The organism is Lentzea sp. NPDC058436, assembly GCF_042721515.1.
Classification (GTDB): Bacteria; Actinomycetota; Actinomycetes; order Mycobacteriales; family Pseudonocardiaceae; genus Lentzea.
Genome location: NZ_JBHXLF010000001.1, coordinates 603,744 through 627,878 on the forward strand (window position 1 = coordinate 603,744; position 24,135 = coordinate 627,878).

Sequence of the window (24,135 nt, forward strand, 5' to 3'; positions counted from 1 at the left end):
GGAGCGGGACCGTGACCACAGGGGATGCCGGCCGCCGGCAGACGTGGCCGTCGGACGACTGCAACGGGATCACGCTGATCGACCCGGTGAGCGTCAGCGTGCAGGGCACCATCGTGCTGTTCGCCAGGGAGGCGGGCCGACCGGCCGACTTCCTCTACTACAACGTCCGGCCGGTCGACGCCGAACCGGGCGTCACGAGCCAGTGGGCCGGCTGGCGGGCGCTCGCGATGGCCGAGCCGGTGTCGGGCGCGGACGCTCAGCCCCTGCTGCGGCTGGGCGGCGGCTCGCTGGTCACGGTCACGCCGGAGGTAACTCTCCTGTCGCCCGCCGACGCGCCCTTCCGCGTGGTGGCCGACGACCGGTACCTGGTGTGCTTCCGGCAGTCCGCGTCGGGCTCGCTGTACGTGGACCGGTTCGTGCTGGTCCAGGCGCCGCTCGACCAGGAGGAGGCGCGGGCGGGCGACAGCACCGTCCTGGTGCTCGAACGCGCCTGGGAGACGCGGTACCGGCGCAGCGAGAACCGGGACGTGCCCGCCGGTTCCGGGGACGCGCTCGGCGCGACGAACATGACCGGCGAGCCGTTCCTGGAGCCCACGGTCGAACTGCCGGTCACCGGCGTGGCGGACGGCCGGTTCGACGTCGCGCTGGCGCCCACCGGCACGAGCGGCATGCGCTGGCACCTCGCCGTGGTGGACGACCGCGAGGTGACGTGCCTGTCGTACCCGCAGGACAGCACCGGCCGGGTCGACGTGTCACCGTGGACGGCCGAGTCGTTCACGCTGGTGCCCGCGGCCGCCTTGCCGCGCAAGGCGATCGGTGACCTGAGCCCGTTCGCCGGAGTCAGCCTCTCCTGCTACGAGCAGCAGGAGACGACGAGGATGCCGGACGGCACGGCCGGCTCGGTGCGCCGGGGAGTGCGGCTGGCCCTCGCGGTCCCGGTGCGCGGCACGACGACCGGGCTGCCGTCCGCCCTCGCGGTCTACGACTTCCCGGTGCTGCAGGGCGGCACCGTCCCGCCGCTGCCGTCCGACACCCCGCTGGTGCTGATCGACGGCACGGTCAAGGACGGCAAGTTCGTGCCGGGACGGGTGACCGACGGGTACCCGATCCCCGAACAGGCCGTGCACACCGTCGACGCGGCACCGGTGACGGCCGTGCTGCTGGGCCAGCCGCGGCCGTCCGCGACCCCGGCCCTGCTCAACGGTGCCGACGGCCTGCTGCACTGCTACTTCGCCGGGCCCGCCGACAACGCCGGACTCGGCTCGTTCCTGGTGGCGCAGATGGATCCCGCCGTCACGCGGGCGACGGCCGTGCTGCCCTGGCACACGGCGAGCGGGCGCAAGGGCGAGGTCCAGTTCGTCGCACGCCAGCCCGGCTCCACGCTCAACGGCCTCACCGTGCGGGTCGGTGACACCCCGGACCAGCCCGACCTGTGCACGATCCGCGTCGACTACGGGCCCGCCGCCGGACTCCCCACCGAGACGTGGTCCGGCGTGCCGCGCGACCTGACGACGATGTCCGCGATCCTCGGCGGCGGTTCGTCCGGCGACCCCGGCGATCCGGCCGTCCAGTCCGGCGCCGCCCCGTTCTACGACCTGACCGGCACGCTGGCCCAGGCACGCCTGCGCACCGTCCACGGTGAGTCGGACGCGCTGCTGACGCTCGTCTCGCACCGCCCGGACGTGCCGCTGACCGGCGTTCGTGTGTCCGGAGTGGACGATCCGGAGCGGGTGACGCTCGCGGTGACCTACGCGCTGCCCGGCGGCACCGAGGTCGTGCAGACGTGGCCGGAGGTCCCGGCTCGCGTGGGCGAGGCGGCGGTCGTGCTCGACGGCGACGCGAGCCCGACGACGTACCTCTACAGGGGCGGGTCCGGCGACAACCCGATCTACGCGCTCGCGACCGACATGGGCAGCGTTCTGCTGTTCGCCAGGTCCGCCGAGCCGGTCACGCTCACCGTCACCGCGCCGAGCCACGGCGTGAACGGGCGGTGCGACCTGGTCGTGGAGACCTCGTCGGGGGTGACCACCCTGGCGGACGTGAGCCGTGAGCAGAGCGCCGTCGTGGCGGCACTGCTCGGATCCCCTGAGGTCAGCGCCCTGTTCGCGCACGTCTCGGCCGATCCGTGTCCCGGCTCCGTGTCCGACCAGGTCTGCGCCGCTCCCGTGGACCTGCGCGCCGGTTCGGTGCTGTTCGACGTGGCCAGGCCGCTGCCGGACGGCGGCATGCTCGCCACCGGTGCCGTCGCGGCGGCGGTGCTGCAGGGCAGGGTGCTCGACCGCGGCACGGACACCGGACGGGCACTGCTCGGCGTGACGGTCGGCGCGATCACCGTCCCGCTGCTCGGTGAGGAAGCGTTGCTGGACAACGCGACCAGCACGCTGTCCACTGTGGGCGGCAACGGCCGCTGGCTCGCCGCGAAGGTGCCCAGCGCGTTGTCCCTCAACGGCAAGAACGCGATGAGCGTCATCGACCCCGGCCCGCAACTCGCCCCGGCACAGGGCACCACCGTCGAGGCGTGGGCGGCTCCTGCCGACGGCACCGCGGCCTGCGTGATCTCCTACAACCACGGCGAGGCAACGGATCTCGGCGGGATCGTGCCGTCGTACTACCTAGGCACCGTGAGCATGCCGACCCTGCGGTTCAGCGCGTTCACGCCGGGCGGGCCGTACGCCGGCTCGTACGTGCTCGTCCCCGCGCAGACGTTCTTCGCGCCGGCGGTGAACCAGGGCTTCACGTGGGAGGCGTGGATCCGGCCGGACGACAGGCCCGGCCCGGACGCCAAGCGGTTCGGCTGCGTGCTCCAGGTCCAGGACACCGACAACCGGGCGATCAGCCAGTGCGAGCTGTTCCTCGACGACAGCCGGCGGCTGACCTTCGGCTACCGCAGCGAGGCCCAGCGCCAGCAGACCCTGACCGCGCCGAACCCGTTGCCGGGCCAGCAGTGGGCGCACGTCGCGGTGACGGGCACGCAGCTCGACACGGACCGGAACACCGCGCACTACCGGCTGACCCTGTACGTCGACGGCGTCGCGGTCGCGACCGCCGACAACGCGCCGCTGTACGCGGGACCGACGCGCGCGCCGATCCTCTGCCTGGGTGCCAACGACCTCGAGAACGTGACGCTGTTCGGCTGCCTCTCCGAGGTGCGCTACTGGTCGGAGGCGCGCACCGCCCCGGAACTGCGGCGCACCATGGACACGTCGCTCACCGGCGACGAGACGAACCTCGTCGGCTACTGGCCGTTGAACGAGGACCCGGCCACGAAGAAGTTCGCGAACCACGCGGTCCGGACCGGCGCGTTGCTCGACGGCACCCTCGCCGGGTCGATCGCCGGCCAGCCGGTGTCGTCGTTCGACGCGGGCGAGTTCGTGAACCTCGTGGCCGGCGTCGGTGGCGCGGATCCGTTGCTGGCACGGGGTTTCATGCGCGGCGACCGCTGGCACCACCTGGCCGTGACGTACCAGGCGGCCGGTGGTCTGCGGCTGAACCCGGACGGGCTGACCGGCGCCACGCCGGACTTCGGCGCGTGCGACCCGGAGGGGATCGACTTCGACCGGCAGGCCACGGTGGAGGCGTGGATCCAGACCACGACGGCGGGCGCGCTGGACCAGACGATTCTGGCCAGGTGGGGAACCCAGCCGTCCGACCAGGCGTTCCAGCTCGGCGTGTCCCACGCCGACGGCACCGCGTACTGCGCCCTGACGCTCGACGACACCGCGACCGGCAAGCTCGCGGTCCTGCGCGCCGGGCATCCGGCACGGGTGAACGACGGCCTGCCGCACCACGTCGCCGCCGTCTACCAGGTCACGCAGCTGACCGACGTGAACGCCGTCGTGTGTTCGCTCGTGGTCTACGTGGACGGTCAACCCGGTCAGCCGCAGACGCTGCAGTTCCTGTCGTCCGAAGTCGTGACCACGGTGTCCTCCGGCCAGCCGCTGACGCTCGGCATCAGCGCGCTGCCGACCACGCCCGGCCGGCAGGTCGCCCTGGAGAGCCAGACGCCGTTCCAGGGTCTGCTCACCGGAGTCCGGTTCTCGTCGGTGGCCTACACCGCTGCGCAGGTCGCGGCCGCGATGGCCGCCGGACCGGGCTACGACGACGCCGGGGGCGTCGTGTCGGAGTGGTGGTTCGGCGAGCAGAGCGGCACGTCGGCGGCGGACTCCGTGTCCGACAACGACTTCGAGCTCAGCGACAGCGACATGTGGGCGACCTTCGCGTCGATCTCGCGGTACGCGTTCTACTGCGACGGCGTGCGGATCGGTCTCGTGTCCCCGGCTCCGGCGGGGTCGGTCGTCGGCTACCGCGGCGCTCCGCAGTGCACGCTCGGCGCCTACCTCGGCGACTCCGGTGTCGTCCAGGGGTTCGGCGGCGAACTGGCCGAGGTCCGGGTGTGGGCCGCGGCCAGGACCGCCGAGCAGGTCCAGGACACGATGTACCGGCCGCTGACCGGGTCCGAGCCGGGCCTGTCCGCCTACTGGCCGCTCGACGGCGACTACACCGACCGGACGGGCCAGGGCGCCACCGGACGTCCGGTGGGGGAGACGCCGAAGCCCGCGTTCGTGCCGTCCGGAGCACCGGTGGCCAACGAGGGCCCGCAGATCCGCAACGTGTACGGCGGGCCGGTGACGACGTTCCAGCAACCGGCGTCCGCCCGTCCCGCCGTGGTCGAGTACGCCGACAGCGACGTGCACGCCGACGGCACCCCGGCCGCGGTGATGCGCCGCGCGTACTTCACGTGCGCCCCGGCGCTCGCCGCGTACACCGGCTACGGCCTGGGCGAGATGGTCCTCACCCACCTCGGGCAGGTCCAGACCAAGCCGACGCTGATCGGGTTCATCGAGGGCGCGCCGCCGGTGCCCAGCGAGAACCTGACGAAACCGACGTACACCAGCAACTCCTACTTCGACGCCTCGTCCGTGCAGCTGGTGCAGACCGACACCACCGCGTTCTCCTTCACCAGCTCGGACTACCGCACCAGGGTGACGATGAACCTGGACGCCAAGGTCGGCGTCAAGGTCGAGTGGTCGGAGTACCTGCTGTTCACCATCAGCGGCGCCGAGTGGTCGATGGCGGACGGCAAGCTCAAGCTGCAGGCGCACGAGAAGACGTCGCTGAGCCTCGCGGCGCAGCACGACGAGGGCTACGTGTCGAGCTGGATCCGCACGGTCACCGACACGCTGGGGCTGCGCGGTTCCTGGGAACCGGCGGACGCCCCGCTGAACCGGGACGTCGGCCGGCGCTACCGGCCGCACAACACCGGCTACGCCCTGGTGGAGTCCCTGACCGCCGACCTGTACGCGATGCGGCTGAGGTCCACCGGCGCGATGGTGGGCAAGCTCGTGGTCCCCGACCTGGACATCCCGCCGGACCGCAACGTGCTGCTGTTCCGCATCCGGCCGGACTACGTCAAGAACGGCACCCTGGACGGCAAGGTGGGGATGGTCGACGACCCCGACCACCCCGGCGCCGACACGCAGCGCGGCAGCTACTTCAAGCCGCGCGAGGCGTACCGGCTGGCCGACCGGATCGAGAAGTCCGAGCAGAACCTGCGGGCGTACTCCGCCCAGCTCGACGAACGGTCCCTGGGCCAGGACGGGCCGGGATCCCCCGACCTGTCCGAACAGGCCTCGGAGCAGTTCTACGACTTCGAGACCGGCGTGGCCACCAGGGGCATCGCGAACAGGTACGTGTGGACCGCTGGCGGAGGACTGCACACCGAGACCGAGAGCTTCTCGTCGGTGCACGAGAACTCGTACTCGGGGCTGTACTCCCTGAGCCACAGCACGGGCCTGGCGGCCGAGACCGAGTTCACCGGCATGGCGGTGGGCCCGATCGGCGGTGTCGACCTGCTGTTCGGCGGGGACGTCAAGATCTCGGTGGGCAAGAAGCAGAGCGACACCCGCGCGGTCGCGTTGAACGTGACCAACGCGACCGACCCGATGCTGCAGGCGTACGACCCGAAGACCGGCGCCTACAGCAGCGAACCGGCGCCCGGCAAGGTCGACGCGTACCGGTTCATGTCGTTCTACCTGCCGCCGTCGGCCGACAACGGCACGGCGTTCCAGTCCGATGTGGTCGATCAGCAGTGGCTGCGGTTCAGCAGCGACCCCAACGCGATCGCCCTGCGCAACCTGACGCCCCAGGCGAACGGCGTGTGGCGGGTGCTGCACCGGGTCACCTACGTCAGCAGGGTGCCACCGACGTTCGACACGAACCCGGCGCAGACCGTGGCGCCGGTGCAGGAGCTCGCGATCGACGTGGAGGACAACGCGTTCCTGATCGGGCTCGTCGAGCAGGCGCTGGGCAAGGCGGTGCCGACCGCCGCCAACGTCGGTGCCGCGGTCGGCGCGGTGCTGGCGCCCGCCGACGGGTCGCCGTCGGTCCTGGGTGAGCTGGTGCCGTGGTGGGCGGCGTTCCTGAAGCGGGTGCGGGGTGAGCAGCCCGATCCGGCCGATGTGGAGGCGCTGGACGAGCTGCTCGCCGCGGCGATGCGGTACTTCCAGGCCGGGTACGCGGGCGGCGCGCTGCCGGTGCGCTGAGGATCGGCGGAACCGTGGTGCCGGTACTGCCTGTTCGCTGACGATCGAACGAACCCGTGGTTCCGCACTGACAGTCCACTGAGGACCCACCGAAACCCGGTGCCCGCACTTGACCGTGCGGGCACCGGGTTTCGTCGTGCTCAGCTCAGACGCAGGCGTAGAACCGCGTCAGGCTGTCCTTCGGGAACCACTCGTTGACCGCGCAGTGGTAGACCCTGCCCGTGGACTCCTCGTGGATCGAGACGTACTCGGAGTACCAGGCGTCGGACTCCCGGCCGCCCTTGCCCAGGCTGATGTAGCCGATGGTGCCGAAGGACGGGTGCCGGTGCGGGCCGGACGTCCACGTCTCGCCCGTGCGGAAGTCCCTGTCGAACTGCATCGGGGCGGACTGGCCCTCGGTGCCGAACATCGTCACCCTGACCGCGTCCTCGGTGTCCGCGTTCGGCAGGTTGCCGGTGCGGAACGTGAGGTAGTAGGTGCTGATGCCGTCGGCCGCCGAGGCGGGGACGACCGCCGAGAGCGCGCCCAGGACGGCCAGTGCCGCGGAGAGCAGCACGGTGCGGATCTTCATCTTCCTTCTTCCTGTCGACGTGAACCGTGACGCCGGAACTCTGGCGGGAGGCGGTGGTCGTTCAGCAGTCGTTTGGAGGCCAACCGGTTGTGAGGTCTCGCGGTACCGAGTCGTCGCTGGGCCGATCGGAGCCGGGAGTTCTACCTGTATCCGAACGAATTGCGGTTAAGGGTTTTCTGTTTTCTTCGGGGTGACATACGGTCGCTGACGGGTGTTCCTGGTATGTCCTGATTGTCCCGATGCATGGAACCCATAGGGTTTCCCTATTGCCTGCCTGTATCGGGTGATGTCCGCAGGGCTCAGGTAAGGGGGACCAGCTCGCGAGGGTGTCGGGCGGTTCGAGGTGGAGCAAAACGGCCGAGGCTTTTCGCAATTAGAAATTGTGAAGAGTCGTACCGAGTTGTGTCCGAAAAAGAGCACGAAAAGGGGAGGGCTTCTCGTGACAAATCCGTTCGACAACCCTGACGGCAGTTTCTTCGTCGTGGTGAACGACGAGGGGCAGCATTCGCTGTGGCCCGAGTTCGCCGACGTGCCGGCCGGCTGGACGGTCGTGCACGGTGCCGCCGACCGGGCCTCGTGCCTGGAGTACGTCACCGCGAACTGGACGGACATGCGGCCGCGCAGCCTCGTCGCGTACCTGGCCGGGCAGCGGGACGAGACCAGATGACCGCGCACGTCGAACGACAGCGGGCCCGGCTCGACGCGATGTCGCCCGCCAAGCGGGCGTTGTTCGAGAGGCGCCTGGCCGGCGGGCGTGCGCCTGCAGGTGACGTGCCGGTGGCGGTGGCGCGGACCTCGGCGCTGCCGGTGTCGTCGGCGCAGCGGCGCCTGTGGTTCATGGACCAGCTCAGCCCCGGCAGCGCCGTGTACAACATGCCCGTCGCGTTGCGCCTGACCGGACCGCTGCGGCTCGACGTGCTGAACCGGTCGGTGCGCGCGCTCTTCCTGCGCCACGAGTCGCTGCGCACGGTGTTCGCCGCACCCGACGGCGCGCCCGTGCAGCGGATCCTGCCGGACGCCGACGTCGACCTGACCGTCATGCCGGTCGAGCGGCTCGACGAGGCGCTGGCGGCCGAGACGACGCGCCCGTTCTCGCTGGAGCACGGGCCGCTCGCCCGCGCCGCGCTGTTCGGCCGCGGCCCGCAGGACCACGTCCTGGCGCTCACCATCCACCACAGCGTGTGCGACGGCTGGTCGTTGAGCATCCTCATCGACGAACTGGCCGAGCTGTATCGCGCGGGGGTCGAGGGCCGTGAGCCCGGACTCGCGCCGCTCGCGCTCCAGTACGCCGACTTCGCCGCGTGGGAGGCCCGTCGCACCGATGGCCCCGAGGGCCTGGAGTACTGGCGCCGGGCGCTCGACGGCGCGCTGCCGGTGCACGAACTGCCTCTGGACCGGGCCCGGCCCGCCGCGCAGAGCTTCCGGGGCGCGCTGCACCGGTTCACGCTGCCGCCGTGGATCTGGGGCGCTGTGCGGGAACTGGCCGCGCAGGAGCGCACGACGCCGTTCGTCGTGCTGCTCGCCGGGTTCGCCGCGCTGCTCGAACGCCATGCGGCACAAGGGGAGGTGTCGGTCGCGACGCCGGTGGCCAACCGGATGCGGGCCGAGTTCGAGTCCGTCGTCGGCTTCTTCGCCAACTCGATCGCGCTGCGCGTCGACACCTCCGGTGCGCCGGCGTTCCGCGAGCTGATCGTCCGCACCCGTGCCGTGGCGCAGGACGGTCTCGCGCACGCCGCCGTTCCGTTCGACCGCGTGGTCGAGGCGGTCGACCCGGTGCGCAGCCTGCGTCACGCCCCCGTCGCGCAGGTGAGCTTCGCGCTCGTGGAGGACCGGGCGTGGCGGGCAGAGGCCGGCGGGCTGGTGGCCACGACGGTCGACCACCACACCGCCACCGCCGTGTACGACCTCACGCTGGAGCTCTGGCCGGACGCCGGCGGACTGCGCGGCTCGTTCGAGTACGCGACGGACCTGTTCGACGAGGCGACCATCGCGCGGATGGCCACGCACCTCGTCACGTTGCTGACGAGCCTCGTGAGCGCGCCCGACGCCTCGATCGGCACCGCGAACCTGTTGTCCGACGAAGAACTGCGCTCGTCGGTCGTCGAGTGGAACCGCACGGACACACCATTGGCCGACGTGCACGCGCACGAGTTGTTCCAGCAGCAGGCACTCCGCACGCCCGACGCGGTCGCGTTGGTCGCGGGAGAGCACACGGTGAGCTTCGCCGAACTCGACCGCCGGGCCGACGCGCTGGCGAGGAGGGTGTGCCGTGCCGGAGTGGGCGTGGAGGAACGGGTCGGCCTGTTCCTCGGGCGCGGCGTCGACCTGGTGGTCGCGGTGCTGGCGACGTTGAAGGCGGGCGGTGCCTACGTTCCGCTCGCGGTGAGCGATCCGGCAGACCGCGTCGGGTTCATGCTCGCGGACGCGGACGTGCGGGCCGTGATCACCAGCCGGGCACTCGCGGCGTCGCTGCCGGAGAGCAGCGCGCACGTGATCATCGCGGAGGACGACGGCGACACGACCGGACCGGTGGAGTTCGACCGGCCGCACCCGGACGGCGCGTGCTACGTGATCTACACGTCCGGCTCGACCGGGCGGCCCAAGGGCGTCACCGTCACGCACCGGGGCCTGGCCAACTACCTGACCTGGTGCCTCGACGCCTACCGCGTCGCGGACGGCGGGGGAGCGCCGCTGGTGTCGCCGCTGCGGTTCGACCTGTCGGTGACCACGCTGTTCTGCCCGCTGCTCGCGGGACGGCCGGTGGTTCTGGTGCCCGAAGGCGACGAGCTCGACGTGCTCGCCGGCGGTGTCAGCCAGTTCGGCCTGGTCAAGCTCACTCCGGCCCATTTGTTAGCTCTGGACCGGATGCTGCCCGCCGGCACGACGGAGGCGGACGGCTGCCTGGTCGTCGGAGGAGAGGCACTGCACGGCGGCACGGTCGCGGCGTGGCGCTCGCGCGTGCCCGGCCTGCGGATCGTCAACGAGTACGGCCCGACCGAGACGGTGGTCGGCTGCTGCGTCCACGAGGTCGGGCCGGACACCGACCTGTCGGGCACGGTGCCGATCGGCCGTCCCATCGCGAACACGCGGCTGTACGTGCTCGACGCGCACCTGATGCCGGTGGTGCGCGGCGCGGTCGGTGAGCTCTACGTCGGCGGAGCCGGGGTGGCGCGCGGGTACTGGAACCGGCCGGACCTGACCGCCGCGCGCTTCGTGGCGGACCCGTTCGGCCCTGCGGGCGGGCGGCTCTACCGGACCGGTGACCTGGTCCGCCGCGACGCCCGCGGTGAGCTGGAGTGCCTGGGCCGCACGGACTCCCAGGTGAAGGTGCGGGGCTACCGGGTCGAGCTGGAGGAGGTCGAGTCGGCGCTGACCCGGCTTCCGGACGTGCGCGAGGCCGTGGTGGTGCTGCGCGACGACCGGCTCACCGCCTACGTCACTCCTGCCTCGTGCTCGGCCACGCGGTTGCGCGGCGCCGTGCGGCGGGAACTGCCGGACCACATGGTCCCGGACGTCTTCGTATCCCTCGACGCACTGCCGCTGGCCTCGAACGGCAAGGTGGACCGGCGGGCGCTGCCCGTGCCCGCCGAGCCCGACACCGGCTCGTCGGCGCCCGCGACCCCGCTGGAGCACGTCGTCGCCGGCGTGTGGGCCGAGGTGCTGGGGCTGGCGTCGGTCGGCCGCGACGCGAACTTCCTGCGGCTGGGCGGGCATTCGCTGCTCGCCACCCAGGCCGTCGCCCGGCTGCGCGACGTGCTCGCGACGGACCTGCCGCTGCGGGTGTTCTTCGAGGCGACCTCGGTGGCCGACCTCGCGCAGCGGATCGAGGCGTTGCGCGGCAAGGCTTCGCGCCCCGCGATCGTGCCCACGCAACGCCCTGAGGAGGTGCCGCTGTCGTACGCCCAGGGACGGCTCTACTTCCTGAGCAGGCTCGCCGACGACAGCACGTTCTACAACGTGCCGGTGGCGCTGCGCATCGACGGCCCGCTGGACCGCGCGGCCTTCCGCGCCGCGTTCGCCGCGCTGTGGGAGCGCCACGAAGGCCTCCGCACGTGCTTCCCGGTGCGCGACGGCTCGCCCGTGCAGGAGATCCTTGCCGCGCAGGACGTTCCGTTCGAGGAGTTCGACGGTGCACGGGTACCGCTCGACGAGCTCGTCGCCGAGGAGGCGCACACGCCGTTCGACCTGGCGCGCGGGCCGTTGACGCGGGGCAGGCTCGTCCGGCTCGGCGACTCCTCCCACGCCCTGCTGCTCACCCTGCACCACACCGTCTCCGACGGGTGGTCCATGTCCACCGTGCTCACCGACCTGTTCACGCTGTACGACGCGTTCGCGGCGGGCGATCCGTCACCGCTGCCGCCGCTGGAGCTGTCCTATGTGGACTACACGCTGTGGCAGCGGTCGTGGCTCGACGGCGCCGAACTGGAGGCGCAGCTCGGCTACTGGCGGGAGCGGCTGGCCGGGGTGCCGGCGCTGGAACTGCCCGCCGACCGGCCCCGGCCCGCCGTGCAGACGTACCGCGGCGCCCGCGCCGACCTGGCCTGGTCGCCCGAGCTGTCCTCGGCGATCGCCGCGCTGGCACGGCGTGAAGGCGTGTCCCTGTTCATGGTGCTGCTGGCGGGACTCGACGTCCTGCTCGCCCGGTCGAGCGGCCAGCACGACATCACGGTCGGCACGCCGATCGCCAACCGCACGACGACCGAACTGGAAGGCATCGTCGGCTTCTTCGCCAACACGCTCGCCCTGCGCGTCGATCTGTCCGGCGACCCCACGTTCACCGAGGTGCTGCGACGGGTGCGCGAGGCGGCGATCGGCGCGTACGAACACCAGGACGCCCCGTTCCAGATGGTGGTCGACGCGGTCGCGCCTGCCCGCAGCCTCAGTCACTCGCCGCTGTTCCAGGTGCTCTTCGCGTTGCAGAACCAGCCGGGCGACCTGCTGCCGTCCTCGGGCGGGCTGACCGTCACCGAGTTCGACGGCGAGCGGAACACGGCGCGGTTCGACCTGACCCTGCAGATGTGGGAGACCGGCGCGGGCCTGGCCGGCTACGCCGACTACAGCACCGACCTGTTCGACGCGGACACCGTCACGGCGCTGCTGGCACGGCTGGAGGCGCTCTTCGCCTCGCTGGTGGACGATCCCTCGCAGCGGGTGTCCGGAATGGACATCACCACGCCCGGCGAACGTGCCCGCGTCAACGCGCTGTGCCACGGTGCGCCGGTCGTGTCGTCCCCGGACGCGTTCGTCGACCGGTTCGCCGCGCAGGCAGCGCTGCGGCCGGACGCGCCCGCGGTGACCTGTGGTGAGGTCACGCTCACCTACGCGGAGTTGCACGCACGGTCCGCCTCGCTCGCCAGGGTGCTCGCGGCGCGGGGTGCGGGGCCGGAGGTTCTCGTGGCCGTGTACCTCGAACGCGGCGTTGATCTGGTGGTCGCCGTGCTGGCGGTGTTGCGGGCAGGGGCGGCCTACGTGCCGCTCGATCCCGCTTACCCGGCCGAACGGACCACGGCGATCGTGGCGAGCGCACGGCCCGCGCTGCTGATCACCTCGCGGTCGCTGGAGGACTCGGCACCGCGCGAGGCCGGTGAGCGGTTGGTGATAGACGCGGACTCTGTTGTCCCACGAAGAGAGTTCGGAGTCGCTCGAACGGAACCCATTGCCGCGCAAGCGGACCACCCCGCGTACGTCATCTACACCTCCGGCACCAAGGGCGTGCCGAAGGGCGTCGTCGTCACGCACGGAGGCCTGGCCGCCTACGTGAACGCGTTGCCGGCGGCCCTGGACCTGCCCGAAGCGCCGGTCTTCCTGCACACGGCGTCGTTCGCCTTCTCGTCCTCGGTGCGGCAGTTCGCGGTCCCGCTGGCGACCGGCGGCCACGTCGTCATCGCCGGGCACGACCAGTTGGCCGACCCGGACGTGCTGCTCGCCCACGCCGCCGGGCACGGCGTGACCGTGCTCGACCTGGTGCCGTCCTACCTGCGGGTGGTGGCCCCGGCGCTGGCGCGATCGACGGGGTGGCGGCCGCACACCGTGCTCACCGCGAGCGAACCGCTGCTCTACGACCTGCCGGAGGCGATCAGGGCCGAGGCAGAACCACCTGCGCTGGTCAACATGTACGGCCAGACCGAGACCACCGGCATCGTGGCCACGACACCGGTGCCGCACGGACGCGAGGGGCGGGGCGCGGTCGTGCCGCTCGGGCGTCCGATCCCGGGTCTGCGGGTGGCCGTGCTCGGCGAGGACCTGCGGCCGGCACCTGCCGGGCACTCGGGCGAGATCGTCGTGGGTGGTCCCGGGCTCGCCCGCGGCTACCTCGGCGACCCCGCGCTCACGGCGGAGCGGTTCGTCGCGGATCCGCTGGGGCCGCCGGGAAGCAGGCTCTACCGCACCGGGGACCGCGGGCGGTACCTGCGCACCGGAGTGGTGGAGTTCCTCGGTCGCATCGGTGACCAGGTCAAGATCCGAGGGCACCGGGTCGAGCCGCAGGAGGTCGCGTCGGTCCTCGCCCGGCTCGACGGCGTCGGCGAGTGCGCCGTGCTCTGCGTCGAGGACGGCGCCGACGAACGGAGGCTGGTCGGGTACGTGGTCGCGACCACGCCGGTCACCGCACTGCGTTCGGCGCTGCGGGAACGCCTGCCCGACTACCTGGTTCCGGCGCTGGTGCCGGTGGACCGGCTGCCGCGCCTGCCGAACGGCAAGCTCGACCGCGCGGCCCTGCGGGAGGTCGAGGTGCGGGAGACCGCCGCGGCCGACGCACCCCTGAGCGGTCCGGTGCAGGAGACCCTCGCCGCCATCTGGCGCGACGTGCTGCGGCTGGAGTCCGTGGGCGGCCAGGACGACTTCTTCGCGCTCGGCGGCGACTCGCTGCACACCATCAGGGTGGTGGACCAGGCGCGCAGGGCGGGGATCTCGATCACGCCCGCACAGTTCATCGCCAACCCGACGGTGGCGGGCCTGGCGTCGGTCGCGACCGGGTTCGTGACGCCCGAGGTCCACGAGCCCGACCACGGCCCGATCCCGCTGGTGCCGTCGCACCGCGCCTTCCTGGAACGGAACTTCACCGACAAGCACCTCTACACGCACGTGTTCGAGTTCGAGACGACCCGGTCGCTCGACGCGGACCTGCTGGAGCGCGCGGTGGCCGCCGTGCTGGCGCACCACGACGCGTTGCGGTTCTGCTTCCCGCGGGAGGACGGCCGGTACCGGCTGCGGGTCGCTGACCGCTTCGAGACGCCACTGTCCGTTGTGGACCTCGAAGCACTGGATCCCGGACGGCAGGACGCCGAGATCGGCGACCTGGAGAACGCGCTGCACGACCGGCTCGACTACGAAGCCGGGCCGCTGCTGCACTTCGCGCTGGTCCGCCTCGGGACGCGTCCGGACCGCCTCGTGGCGATCGTGCACCACCAGTTGATGGACAACAGCTCGTGGGACGTCCTCACCACCGATCTCCAGACCGCCTACACAGCGCTCGCGGAAGGCCGTGAACCCAGGCTCGAACCGCCGCGCGCCACGTTCGCGCAGTGGGCGCGCCGGTTGGAACGCCTCGCGCGTTCCGAAGAGCTGGACGCGGACCTCGCGTACTGGAGCGACCTCGCCGCCCGGCCGATCTCGCGGTTGCCGCTCGACCACGAGCACGGCGTCAACTGCCTGTCGTCGCGCAGGGACGTGGTGGTGACGATCGACGCGGCGACCACCGCGACGTTGCGCCGGGTGCTGCCGCGCGAGTACGGGCTCAGCCTCAACGACACGTTGCTCGCGGGTCTGCTGCAGGGCAACGGCCGGTGGTCCGGTCAGCGCTCGGTGCTCGTCGACCTGGTCGCGCGCGGCCGGGAGCTGGGCTCCGACCTCGACCTGTCCGGTGCGATCGGCCGTTTCTCGGTGACCTCGCCGAGGTTGCTGACGCTGCCGGGCACGACCGACCCGGCCACCGTGCTGCGCGCGGTGGCGGACCAGCTCGCCGCCGTGCCGAGGGGCGGTCTGGGCTACGGCCTGCTGCGGTACCTGCGGGAGGAGCCGTCGCTCGCGCCGCTGGGCACGTCGGACGTCCTGCTCAGCAACTGGGGCGAGTACGCGCCGGGACCGGACGACTCGCCGTTGCTCGGACCACCGCTGGACGAGACGGCACCGGCACCGCCGATCGCCCAGATGTACCGGCTCGTCGTCAACGCGCGCGTCGAGGACGGCGCGCTGAGCCTGATCTTCCGCTACAGCCGCAACCTCCACGACCGCACGAGCATCGAGCGCTTTGCCGGCCTGGTGGCGGACGCGCTGCGCGAGTTCGCGACGAACGGGACGGGGTCATGACCACCAGCCGCGAACGCCGGGCGGGACTGCTCTCCCGGCTCTTCATCCAGTGGCCCTCGGCCCTCGTCGACATCGGCACGACACGACCGGTCGAGCTGTCCGACAGCCTGGAACCACCGCCGTACGACCACCTCGACCGCGTCAAGCCCGCGTTCGAGAAGGCTTACGCGGCAAGGCGAACGGGCGCGGACGGGCTGCGCCGGGCGCTCTACGACACCTACCGCGCGCGGTTCTGGGGCGCGGCGGTGATCTTCCTGGTGTACCAGGTGTGCGCGACCGCCGGACCGCTGCTCATCCAGGCGCTCATCGCCTGGTTCGAAGGCGCCGGGCGGGGAGCGGTGGCGCAGGGCCTGCTGATCGCCGCAGGCCTCGGCGCGTTCCACGTCGTGGAGTCGTTGGCGCACAAGCACCAGTGGTCGGAGGCGTGGAAGTCGGCGCAGTCGATCACGGCGCTGCTGCGGACCCAGGTGCTCGGCAAGTACCTGCGCATGGACCGCGGTGCCCGGCTCGCGCACCCCTCCGGTGAGGTGATCACGCTCGTCTCCTCGGACGCGGTGCGGGTGGGGCAGACGTCGTTCTTCCACATGGCGTGGTCCGTGCCGCTCGGGATCGCCGGGTCGGCCACGATCCTGTGCGTGCTGCTCGGCTGGGCAGGGGCGGTGGGGATCGTGGTGCTGGTCGCCGGTCTCGCGTTGTCGGCCGTCGCGAACAACCGCCTCTACGCCCTCGTGCCAAAGATTCGCGAGGCCAACGGCGTGCGGATCGGGCTGGTGAGCGACCTGCTCGCCGCGATGCGCACGTTGCGCTCGCACGGGTGGGAGCAGGCCGCCGAACAGGCCGTGACGCGCGAACGGTCGGTGCTCAACACGCTGCTCGTGGGACGGCAGAAGCGGCTGGCGACGCTGTACCTGGTCAACGCGGCGGCACCGGTGCTGATGGTCACCACGACGCTGGTCACCTACGCGGCACTGGGCAACCCGCTGCGTGCGGCGGACGTGTTCGCGGCGATCGCAGTGCTCACGGTGCTGCGCGCCCAACTGCCCGAACTGGTCCGCTACCTCGACATGCGCAACGAGTGGCGGGTCGCGCTGGGCAAGGTGACGACGTTCCTGGAGGCACCGGACGCGACCGCCGCCGAACCGTCGTCCGCCGCACCGGGCACGGTCGTCGTCTCGGGGGCCTCGTTCGCATGGCCCGGCGCGGAATCGCCTTGCCTTGACGGGATCGACCTGCGGATCGAGCCCGGTGAGCTGGTGTGCGTGCTCGGCGCGGTCGGCAGCGGCAAGTCCGCCTTTCTCGGTGCGCTCGCCGGTTCGATGCGGACGACCGGCGGCTCGGCGAGCGTCTCCGGCAGCGTCGTGCACCTGCCGCAGCGGCCGTGGATCATGCAGGCGACGATCGAGTCGAACATCCGCTGCTTCGCGCAGGAGGACCCGGCGCGGTACGCGGAAGTGCTGCGCGCCACCGCACTCGACGCCGACCTGACCGCCATGCCCGCCCGGGACGCGACGCTGATCGGGGACAGGGGAGCGACCCTGTCCGGCGGACAACGCCAGCGGGTGGCGCTCGCCCGTGCCGCGTACGAGGACGCCGACGTCTACCTCGTCGACGACCCGGCCAGCGCGGTGGACGACGCCGTCGCGGGCACGATCCTGGACCGGCTGCTGCGCGGGGTGCTGGCCGGACGGACCGTCGTGGTCGCGACCCACCGCCTCGACTACGCCCGCCGCGCGGACAGGGTCGTCGTGCTGGACGAGGGCAGGGTCGTCGCCTCCGGCGCGTTCGACGAGGTGGCCGTGCCGGCGCTCCTGCCGGCGAGCGAGGTGGTGGCACAGCAGGACATCGGGCCGGTCGAGGTCGTCGAACCCGCCGAGCCCGTGCGCACCGGAACGATCGCGGCCAGGACCTATCGCGGCTACCTGCGCGTGCTCACGCCCGGCTGGTCGTTCGCCGTGCTCGTCGCGCTCGCGTTGCTGGGGGAGGGCGTGCTGAGCGCCGCCTCCGTCTGGCTCGGCTGGTGGACCGACCGGCCCGGCGGCGACACCGCGCTGTACGCGGCGGTCTTCGCGGGCATCGGGCTCCTGGCGCTGGTCCTCGACCGCGCGCTGTTCACCTTCGGGTTCTCCCGGGGTGTGAGGGCGGGCATGACACTGCACTCCTCGATGACCGCCCGAGTGCTGCGCGCGCCGATGTCGTTCTTCGACCGCACCCCGTCCGGCCGCGTGCTCACCCGGTTCTCGTCGGACATCGAGACCATCGACCTCGAACTGCCCGAGTTCACAATGGACACCCTTAAGGTCGTCGTCGGCTTCGTGCTGCCGTCGTTCGCGCTGGCCGTGATGAACCCGCTGACGCTGCTGTTCTCGATCCCCGTGGTCGTCGTCTACCTGCGGTGGCAGAAGCGCACCCGGTCGAGCACGGTCGAGGCCTCCCGGCTGTCCAAGCAGGCCCGCGAACCCGTGCTCTCCCTGCTGACCGAGGCGGTCGACGGCGTCACGTCGATCGAGGGACGCCCGGCCAGGACGGCGGGCTACGAAAGGGAGTTCCTCGCCAGGGTCCGGACCGCGCACCACGTGGACTACACGGTCAACTCGCTGTCGCGGCACTTCAACCTGCGGCTCGACCTGCTCGGCGCCCTGGTCCTGGTCGGGTTCGCCGGGATGCTCGTGGTGGAGACCGGTCTCGGCGCCGGGCTCGCGGGCGCCGGCATCACGTTCGCCTACGCGCTGATCGGCACGCTCGCGACGAGCCTGATCACGATCAGGATGATGGACCTCGCGCTGGCGAGCTTCGAACGCGTCGACGACTACACACGGCTCGACGTCGAACCCAGCGGCGGCGCTCCCGCACCGGACGGCTGGCCGCGCACCGGGGACGTCCGGTTCGAAGAGGTCACGCTGCGGTACGCGCCGGGCAGGCCACCCGCGCTGGACGACGTCTCGTTCCACGCTCCCGCAGGCGAGAAGGTCGGCATCGTCGGCCGCACCGGCAGCGGCAAGTCCACGACCTTCGCGGCGCTCATGCGGTTCGTGGAGTGCTCGGCCGGCCGGATCCTGGTCGACGGCGTGGACATCGCGTCGCTGCGGCTGCGCGACCTGAGGGCGGCGATCGCGGTCGTCCCGCAGGACCCGGTGCTGCTGCCGGGCACGCTGCGGGACAACCTGGACCCGTTCCGCGACCACGACGACGCAGCCACGCTTTCGGCGCTGGAGAAGGTCGGCCTGAAGCTGCCAGGACTGGACCACCCTGCCGCCGACGCGCACCTGTCCGCGGGCGAACGCCAGCTGTTCTGCCTCGCCCGCGCCCTGTTGCACCGCACCAGGATCGTGCTCATCGACGAGGCGACGTCGAACCTCGACGCGGAGACCGACGCCCGCGTCCAGCGCGTGCTCGACGCCGAACTGGCCGGCGCCACCGTGCTCTGCATCGCTCACCGCCGCGACACCCTGCTCGGCGCCGACCGCGTCGTCACGCTCGACGCGGGCCGGGTCGCGAGCGTCGTGACGCCCGAACGCACGCTGACGGCGCGAGGAGCCCGACATGGCTGAAGCACAGCTCGTACTCGACCGGAACCTGACGCGGCTGCTCGACGACGTTTCGGCGGCACACGGGGTGGAGAGGGAAGTGCCGCTGCGGGTGGCGTACGGACTGCTGGTGGGCCGCAACGCCGGGGAGGCGGAAGAGGACACGACGTTCGCGGCGCTGCTGGGGCGGGAAGTGCCGGCAGGGCCGGAGATGACCTGGGAGCAGCAGGCGTCCGGGGAGCTCCTCGGAGTCCTGCACCACGCGGACGGACACCTGGCGGAGCACTACCTCACCCTGCTGGAGGCCGCGCTCACCACACCCGGTGCCCGCGTCCGTTCGCTGGCCCACACCACCGCCGCGGAGCGGGATCTCCTGGCCGGCTGGGGCACCGACGACACGTCCGGCCGGCCGGAGAACCTGGTCGCCGCGTTCCGCGCCCAGGCACTGTCCACACCGGACGCGGTGGCGCTCACGTTCCACGACGGCACCTTCACCTACGCCGAACTGCGCGCGAGGTCCGAACGTCTGGCCCGAGCACTCGTCGAACGCGGCATCACGCCGGAGAGCGTGGTCGGGCTCGCGGCGGACCGGTCGGCCGCGCTGGTGGTCGCCATGCTCGCGGTCGCCACGGCGGGTGCTGCGTACCTCCCGCTCGACCCGGCCTACCCGGACGCCCGGCTCGCCTTCATGGTCGCCGACAGCAGGGCGGTGCTCGTGCTCGCCTACACCGAACCGGGCTGGGCCGAAGTACCGGTCCTGCCGCTCGACCTCACAGCGGACACGTTGGCAACTTTGCCTGTGGTGCATGGAGATCAGCGCGCGTGCGTGCTCTACACCTCGGGTTCCACCGGACGGCCGAAAGGCGTCGAGACCACCCATCGCGGGATAGTGCGGCTGGTGTGCGACGCCGCGTACTTCGACGTCGGGCCGGACGACGTCGTGGCGCACGCGGCCAGCGTCTCGTTCGACGCCGCCTCGCTGGAGGTCTGGGGCGCGCTGCTCAACGGCGCCCGGCTGACCGGCGTCCGCAAGGACGAGGTGCTCGCACCGGACCTGCTCGCCCGGCGGATCCGGGACGACCGCGTCACCGCGATGTTCCTGACCACCTCGGTGTTCCACCTGTGCGCCGACACCGCGCCCGCGATGTTCGCGCCGCTGCGGGTGCTGTTCTTCGGTGGTGAGGCGGCCGACGGGCGCCGGGTCGCGTCGGTGCGGGCGGCCGCGCCGGGCACGCGGCTGGTGAACGGGTACGGGCCGACCGAGTGCACCACGTTCGCCAGCACGTTTGACGGGGTGGACGCCGCTGCGGTCGTTCCTCTCGGCAGGCCCATCGCGGCGACGAGCCTGCGCGTGCTCGACCGGTACGGCCGGGTGACCGGCGTGGGCGTGCCCGGTGAGCTGCACATCGGCGGTGCCGGCCTGGCGCGCGGGTACACCGGGCGGCCGGACCTCACCGCCGAGCGGTTCGTGGCCGGTCCGTCCGGCGAACGCCTCTACCGGACCGGCGACGTCGTGCGCTGGCGGCCGGACGGCGTGCTGGAGTACCTGGGCAGGGCGGACGACCAGGTCAAGATCCGCGGCGTCCGGATCGAGCCGGACGAGATCGCGAGCGTGCTCGGCACGTGCCCCGAGGTGCGGGCGGCCGTGGTCGGCGTGCGGGGAGACGGGCTGGTCGCTCACGTCGTCCCGGCCGGTCGCGTCGACCCGCGCGAGCTCAGGGCGTTCCTCGCCGAGCGGCTTCCGGAGGCGATGGTGCCCGCCTGGTACGTCACCGTCCCCGCGATACCGCTGACACCGAACGGCAAGGCCGACCGCCGCGCGTTGCCGGAACCGACGCACGCGCACTCGGCGCACGCCACTTCGCACGTTCCGCCCAGCGGTGCCGCCGAGCAGGCCATCGCCGAGATCTGGGCGGAACTGCTGGACGTTCCCGTCGTGTCCGCGCACGACGACTTCCTTGCGCTGGGCGGGCATTCGCTGCTCGCGACGAGGGTCGTCTCCCGCGTCGAGGCGCGGCTCGGCACGCGGCTGAGCGTGGCGGACGTGTTCGAGGCCAGGACGGTCGCGGCGCTGGCGGCGCGGGCCGGCCGAACACCCGGCGCGCCGATCACCGCGGCGGGCGACGGCCCGCACCTGCTGTCGTTCGCCCAGCGGCGGCTGTGGTTCCTCGACCGGCTGGCCCCGGGCAACCCGCACTACAACGTGCCGTTGGTGCTCTCCATCGACGGACCGCTGGACGTGCCCGCACTGCGGCGCAGCGTGCATGCGTTGGTGCGCAGGCATTCCGCTCTGCGCACGAGCGTGGTCGTGGTGGACGGTGAGCCGCACCAGGTGATCGCGACGGACATCGCCCTCCCGATGGACGTGGAGGAGGTGCCGGATCCGGACGCCGCGGCGCGCGCGGAAGCGTTGCGGCCGTTCGACCTCGGTGCCGGGCCGCTCGTCAGGGTCCGCCTGCTCCGGCTCGGCCCGTTCCGGCACCGGCTGCTGCTGACGACGCACCACGCCGTGTCCGACGGCTGGTCGGTCGGCGTGCTGGTCGGGGACATCGGCGTGCTGTACGCGGCCGAGGTGTCCGGTGTGGAGGCCGAACTGCCGCCGCTGCCCACCGAGTACGCCGACTACGCGTCCTGGCAGCGCAAGGTGCTGCACGACGGCGCGCAGCTGGCGTACTGGACCGCCCGCCTCGCCGGTGCGCCCGTGCTGGACCTGCCGACCGACCGGCCACGTCCCGCCGTGTCTCGTCACGCGGGGGACTCGGTGCCGCTGCACCTGTCCGCGGACCTCGCCCGGCGGCTGGCCGAGACCGGCCGCGCGCAGGGCGTGACCCCGTTCATGATCCTCATGGCCGCCTTCCAACTCGTCATGGGCCGCTACGGCGGTGTCCGGGACGTCAGCGTCGGCACGCCCGTGTCCGGCAGGACGAGGCCCGAGGTCGAAGGCCTGGTGGGGTTCTTCGTGAACACGGTCGTCGTGCGCTCGCGCTGGGACGACGAACCGGCGTTCGCCGAGTTCCTCCAGCGGGTGCGGGCGGAGGTCCTGGGCGCCCACGAGCACCAGGACGTGCCGTTCGACCAGGTCGTGGAGGCACTGCGGCCGCCGCGCGACACCAGCCGCACGCCGTTGTTCGGCGTGATGCTGGCGATGCAGAACGTGCTGGCGGGCACCTCCGCGCTGCCCGGTCTGTCCGTGGAGGTCCGCGAGGCGCCGACCGAGGTCGCGAAGTTCGACCTCACGGTGGTGTGGGAGGAGTCGTCGTTCGACGGCGGCGAGCTGCGCGGCTACGCCGAGTACGACGTGGACCTGTTCGACCGCGAGACGGTCGCCCGGATGATGACGCACTACCTGACATTGCTGGAGTCGGCTCTCACGACACCGACCATGCGGGTGTCGCACCTCGCGATGGTGACCGAGCAGAACGAGGAACCCTGCGCACCTGCCACGTCCAAAGACCTGTGCGCGCTGTTCGGAGCCGCCGCCACGAGGTGGGCGGACCGGACCGCGATCGTCCACAACGGACGTTTTCTCAGCTATGCCGAGCTGGACACCCGTTCTCGCCGGGTTTCCGCGTACCTGCGTGCTCACGGCATGCGTCCGGGCGACGCGGTCGTCGTACGGATGGAACGGTCGCTGGACTGGCCGGTCGCGCTGCTCGGCATCCTCCGGACAGGGGCTTCCTACGTTCCGGTGGACGTCGGTGTGCCACGCGAGCGGTTCGAGCACGTCCTGCGCGACTCGGGAGCCCGCCTCGTGCTGACGGACATCGAGGAGGCACTCGGGTACCCGGACGACGTCAGACCGGCCGACGTGCCGCCGGAAGCAGTGGCCTACGTGCTCTACACCTCGGGAACAACGGGGTTGCCCAAGGGCGTCTGCGTCAGCCACGGCAACCTCGCGCACACGCTGGAGGCCGTCGCGGACCGGTACGGCCTCGTCCAGGACGACCGGGTGCTGCAGTTCGCCTCGCTCACGTTCGACGTGGCCGCCGAGGAGCTGTTCGCCACGCTCCTGCGCGGCGCGACCGTCGTCCTTCTCCCACCAGGACCCGTGCCGGGCATCGGTGAGCTGACCGCACTGGCGAGGAGCGAGCGGCTCACGGTGCTGAACCTGCCCGCGTCCTACTGGCACGAGTGGGTGGCGGTGCTCGCCGCGCACCCACCGGCCGCGTGCCCGGACCTGCGGCTGGTGGTCGTCGGCAGCGAACGGGTCGACGGCGGCAGGCTGACGCGGTGGCGGGCCGCCACGAACGTCCGGTGGCTCAACGCCTACGGCCCCACCGAGGCGACCATCACCGCGACGGTCCACGAGCCGGTGGAGGCGACCGGAGGCACCGTCCCCATCGGACTCCCGCTGCCCGGCGTGCGCGCCTACGTCCTCGACCCGGCCCTGCGTCCGGTGCCGCGGGGCGTTCCCGGTGACCTCTACCTGGCGGGTCCTGGTGTGGCACACGGGTACCTCGGTGATCCGGCGCGCACGGCCGGTTCGTTCGTCCCCGATCCGCGGGGTGCGACCGGCGACCGCATGTACGCGACGCGGGACCGCGCCCGTCGTGCGGCGGGGGGCGTGCTGGAGTTCCTCGGGCGCGAGGACGACCAGGTGAAGCTGCGCGGGTTCCGGATCGAGCTGGGGGAGGTCGAGGCCGCGCTGGCGTCCTGTCCCGGTGTGCACGAGGCCGCCGTGGTCCTGCGCGAGGAAGCCCTGGTCGGGTACCTGACGGGCGACGCGGGGGAAGCGGACCTGCGGGCCCACCTCGCCGACCGGTTGCCCGCCTACATGGTGCCGGGCGCGTTCGTCCGGCTCGACCGGCTGCCCCGCGGTGAACGGGGCAAGGTCGACCGGCAGGCGCTGCCCGCTCCCGAACGGGCTCTTGGGAACACCGGCGTGCCGTCGGGTGAGCTGGAGAGCGCGGTCGCGGCGATCTGGTGCGAGGTGCTGGCGCGTGACGAGGTCGGCGCCCAGGACAACTTCTTCGAGCTGGGCGGCCATTCGCTGCTGGTCGTGCGCGTGCAGGCCCGGCTAAGCGAGCTGCTGGACCGGACCGTGCCCGTGGTGGACCTGTTCCGGTTCCCCACGGTGCGCGCGCTGGCAAGGCATCTCGCGGACGACACGACAGCGGCCGGGGGCGGCGGCAGGAGCCGGGCCGAGGCGCGCAAGGTAGTCAGAGCACGAAGACGAGCGGTGTGAATCCGA

General features: G+C 72.1%; 6 protein-coding genes. 5 read left to right on the forward strand and 1 reads right to left on the reverse strand.

Annotated features, from left to right (window positions below):
- Positions 1-11: 11 nt before the first annotated feature.
- Positions 12-6,542, forward strand: a complete 6,531-nt coding sequence (locus ACFWN2_RS02600) for a LamG domain-containing protein (RefSeq protein ID WP_382424430.1) — start codon at positions 12-14, stop codon at positions 6,540-6,542.
- A gap of 145 nt (positions 6,543-6,687) precedes the next feature.
- Here ACFWN2_RS02600 and ACFWN2_RS02605 read toward each other — a convergent pair whose 3' ends face one another.
- Positions 6,688-7,113: a PLAT/LH2 domain-containing protein gene (locus ACFWN2_RS02605; RefSeq protein WP_382424431.1), complete on the reverse strand. Its 426-nt coding sequence runs from the start codon at positions 7,111-7,113 to the stop codon at positions 6,688-6,690.
- A gap of 439 nt (positions 7,114-7,552) precedes the next feature.
- Between ACFWN2_RS02605 and ACFWN2_RS02610 the strand changes: the two genes are divergently transcribed.
- Genes ACFWN2_RS02610 through ACFWN2_RS02625 form a run of 4 tightly spaced genes read left to right on the forward strand, consistent with a single transcriptional unit; the run spans position 7,553 to position 24,129 of the window.
- Positions 7,553-7,780 (forward strand): MbtH family protein, encoded by a 228-nt coding sequence (locus ACFWN2_RS02610; RefSeq protein ID WP_382424433.1) that lies wholly within the window; start codon positions 7,553-7,555, stop codon positions 7,778-7,780.
- A complete protein-coding gene (locus ACFWN2_RS02615) occupies positions 7,777-15,420 on the forward strand; it encodes an amino acid adenylation domain-containing protein (RefSeq protein ID WP_382424435.1) in 7,644 nt (2,547 codons plus the stop codon). Before ACFWN2_RS02610 ends, ACFWN2_RS02615 begins: the two co-directional genes overlap by 4 nt.
- On the forward strand, positions 15,417-18,968 hold the full coding sequence (locus ACFWN2_RS02620) for an ATP-binding cassette domain-containing protein (protein WP_382424437.1): 3,552 nt from the start codon (positions 15,417-15,419) through the stop codon (positions 18,966-18,968). The genes ACFWN2_RS02615 and ACFWN2_RS02620 overlap by 4 nt, the downstream gene beginning before the upstream one ends.
- Complete coding sequence (locus tag ACFWN2_RS02625) at positions 18,961-24,129, forward strand: amino acid adenylation domain-containing protein (RefSeq protein WP_382424438.1); 5,169 nt, start codon at positions 18,961-18,963, stop codon at positions 24,127-24,129. Before ACFWN2_RS02620 ends, ACFWN2_RS02625 begins: the two co-directional genes overlap by 8 nt.
- The last annotated feature ends 6 nt before the right edge of the window (positions 24,130-24,135 follow it).

Coding starts and splice junctions, on each gene's coding strand:
- ACFWN2_RS02605 (WP_382424431.1), bottom strand. CDS start 7,113: ATGAAGATCCGCACCGTGCTGCTCTCCGCGGCACTGGCCGTCCTGGGC.
- ACFWN2_RS02615 (WP_382424435.1), top strand. CDS start 7,777: ATGACCGCGCACGTCGAACGACAGCGGGCCCGGCTCGACGCGATGTCG.
- ACFWN2_RS02620 (WP_382424437.1), top strand. CDS start 15,417: ATGACCACCAGCCGCGAACGCCGGGCGGGACTGCTCTCCCGGCTCTTC.
- ACFWN2_RS02625 (WP_382424438.1), top strand. CDS start 18,961: ATGGCTGAAGCACAGCTCGTACTCGACCGGAACCTGACGCGGCTGCTC.